The organism is Mesorhizobium sp. M8A.F.Ca.ET.202.01.1.1 (genome assembly GCF_004791595.1).
Lineage (GTDB): Bacteria > Pseudomonadota > Alphaproteobacteria > Rhizobiales > Rhizobiaceae > Mesorhizobium.
Map to the genome: position 1 here is coordinate 1 of NZ_SRUN01000172.1, position 328 is coordinate 328.

Sequence of the window (328 nt, forward strand, 5' to 3'; positions counted from 1 at the left end):
GCCGTTCTTCGCCGGCCGCATCTTCTCGGGGCTGGACATCCCCAGCAAGAAGACCAAACCGGCGCCGGACGTGTTCCTGTTTGCCGCCGAAAAGCTCGGCGCGGACCCGAAGAACACTTTCGTGATCGAGGATTCCGTGCACGGCATCACCGGCGCCAGGGCGGCGGGCATGCGGGTCATCGGCTTCACCGGCGCGGGACACAGCTATCCGGGCCATGCCGATGCGCTGACCGAGGCGGGCGCCGAGACGGTCATCCGCCGCTTCGCGGAACTCGGCAGCACGATCGCGGCGCTGTCGGAGTGGTCGGAAGACGCTTAGAGCCTGACG

The 328-nt window shown here is 67.7% G+C and carries 1 protein-coding gene; it reads left to right on the forward strand.

From position 1 onward, the window contains the following. The coding region (locus EN845_RS34365; RefSeq protein ID WP_145972544.1) for an HAD-IA family hydrolase at positions 1–319 on the forward strand (319 nt) is incomplete at its 5' end. Between the last annotated feature and the right edge of the window lie 9 nt (positions 320–328).